Below are 2,335 nucleotides of genomic sequence, written 5' to 3'. Positions count from 1 at the left end.
TGTCAATCAGCACCCAAAATTGACCCCCCATCAGCGTCCAATTTTGACCCCCCTAAAGTCTGTTTAAATCATGCTCTATTTTTGAATCTCCAGCTCTCATTTCCGGTCTCTATAATGTCACAATGATGGGTGATTCGGTCGAGCATTGCGGTAGTCATTTTGGCATCTCCAAACACCTGTGACCATTCGCCGAAGCTGAGGTTTGTCGTGATAATCAGTGATGTCACTTCATAGCAACCACTGACCAGATGAAAGAGCCGGGCAGCACCTGCCTGCGAAAACGGTAAATAGCCAAGCTCATCGAGTACCACAAAATCGAGTCGAGCCAGTTGCCTAGCCAGTTTTCCAGCCTCACCATTACGATGTTCCTGCTCCAGTCTGTTAACCAGATCGACTACGCTGTAAAACCTACCCCGTTTACCACAACGTATGGCATGTGCAGCCATGGCTATGGCCAGATGCGTCTTGCCGGTTCCCGTACCTCCGACCAGAACAATATTGCGGTAATCAACCAGGAAACTACCCTGATAAAGGCTACGTACCTGTTGTTCATTGATGGGGGTATCCGTAAAAATGAAGGTGTCGATACCTTTGCTGACCGGGAATCCGGCGATGCCCATTTGATAGCGAATAGAACGAACCCGGCGGTCTTCTGCCTCTGTTTGACATAGTAAAGCCAGAAACTGAGCCATTGTTTTCCTGTCACGGATAGCAGTATCTAGTGTCTCATCGTAACTACCTGCCATACCAAACAGTTTCAGCGCCTTGAGTGATGCAATGATGTCAGTGGATGGCATGGGATACCTCCTGCAACGACAGCAGTACATTATAGCGATCACAGTCAGCCACGGGCTCTTCATCAAGCATCAGAACCTGCGGCACATCGATGGGTTCCGGGGCCTCCTGAGCCTCTGCTCTGGCAAGCAGGTTCAATATCCAGTCAGCCTGAATCACACCTGCGTCCAATGCCTGCTGGCAAGCCCGCGCAACCGGATCGAGACCGTGTTCACTGACAGCACAAAGCAACAGTACAAACTGCCGATCTCCACCAGTAATGGTAGCCAGCTTGCGACGCATGCGAGCCATAGCCGGTGGCAAGTCGCTCCACTGTTTGAATGGTGCGCCATCGCGCAAGGCACCGGGCTTCCGCTTCAGCGCCTCAATATAGTGCCATGGGTCATAGCTGATCCCGTCCCGTTTGAATGAGCGAACGTGCTCTGCCACAAGCTGATCCTTATACACGATGTGAATCCGATCAGCGTAAGCACGTAACGTAACGCAGCATCCGGCAGCCATACTATCGACGCTGTAGTGATGACGGTCATAACGTACCAGCGATGTATTGCTCGCTTTGCACTCATGCTCTGTATATGCCTCAAAGGGTTGGCGCACGTGAATCAGTAAGGCCCGTTCTTCCTCAAAGACTTCTGCGATGGTTTTCTCTTTCATCGTTGGATGATTGCGCCGGGCCAGTCGGTCACACTCTGTTTGCAGGTGGGCATTGAGTTTATCCATCGAATCAAACTTCAGCTTGGGCAGGAATATCCAGTTGCGGACATCCTGAACCTGTTTCTCAACTTGCCCCTTCTCCCATCCTGCGGATGGATTGCACATCACCGGCTCGAACAGGTAATGGCTGGCCATGCGTGCAAAACGCTTGTTCAAATCACGTTCCTTGCCATTGAGAATGCGGTGGACAATCGTTTTTGGGTTGTCATAGATGATGCGTTTGCTGGAGCCGCCAAAGTAAGCGAAAGCGCAATTGTGGGCTTCCAGAACCATCTCCAACTGCTCGCGTGGAAAGGCAACCAAAAACAGTTTGCGGCTGTAGCTCAAACGGAAGTGACCAACCTTGATGGTTTGCGCAACACCGCCAATTACAACGTGTTCCATACTCCAGTCAAACTGCATCGCATCACCGGGAGAGAACTCCAGTGGAATGAAGGCTTGTGAACGTGTCAGACGAGCTTGCTCCCTCCACTGCTTCACAAAGCGCTGAACACTGTCGTAGGCACCCTGATATCCCTGTTCCGACAGTTGTTGATGCAACCGCACAGCATTGCGCCGTTGCTTGCGCGGCAATGCCGCGTCATGCGTCAACCATTCGACTAATTGGGGCTCATGGTTACCAAGCACAGGGCATGGTTGAATTGTGCGCTGATACTCCGAGCTTGTATCATCATCGCGCAAGATCTTACGTACCGTATTCCTCGAAAGCTGACGCTCACGAACAATCTGTTTGATGCTCTTCTTATGGACGTAAAAATCCCGCCTTACTTTTGCTTTCGTTTCCACTGTGATCACTCCTGTTTTTTCCTCCAACTAAATCATTAGC

The 2,335-nt window shown here is 50.8% G+C and carries 2 protein-coding genes; both read right to left on the bottom strand.

Annotated elements, in window-relative coordinates; genetic code table 11:
- Positions 1-68: 68 nt before the first annotated feature.
- On the bottom strand, positions 69-797 hold the full coding sequence (istB, locus tag MMIC_RS12340) for an IS21-like element helper ATPase IstB (protein WP_072660767.1): 729 nt from the start codon (positions 795-797) through the stop codon (positions 69-71).
- Positions 784-2,295: an IS21 family transposase gene (gene istA, locus MMIC_RS12335; protein WP_072660768.1), complete on the bottom strand. Its 1,512-nt coding sequence runs from the start codon at positions 2,293-2,295 to the stop codon at positions 784-786. The genes istB and istA overlap by 14 nt, the downstream gene beginning before the upstream one ends.
- Positions 2,296-2,335: the final 40 nt, after the last annotated feature.

It is taken from the genome of Mariprofundus micogutta, from assembly GCF_001895085.1.
GTDB classification, from domain to species: Bacteria; Pseudomonadota; Zetaproteobacteria; order Mariprofundales; family Mariprofundaceae; genus Mariprofundus; species Mariprofundus micogutta.
This window is presented reverse-complemented; position numbering and strand designations above follow the sequence as displayed.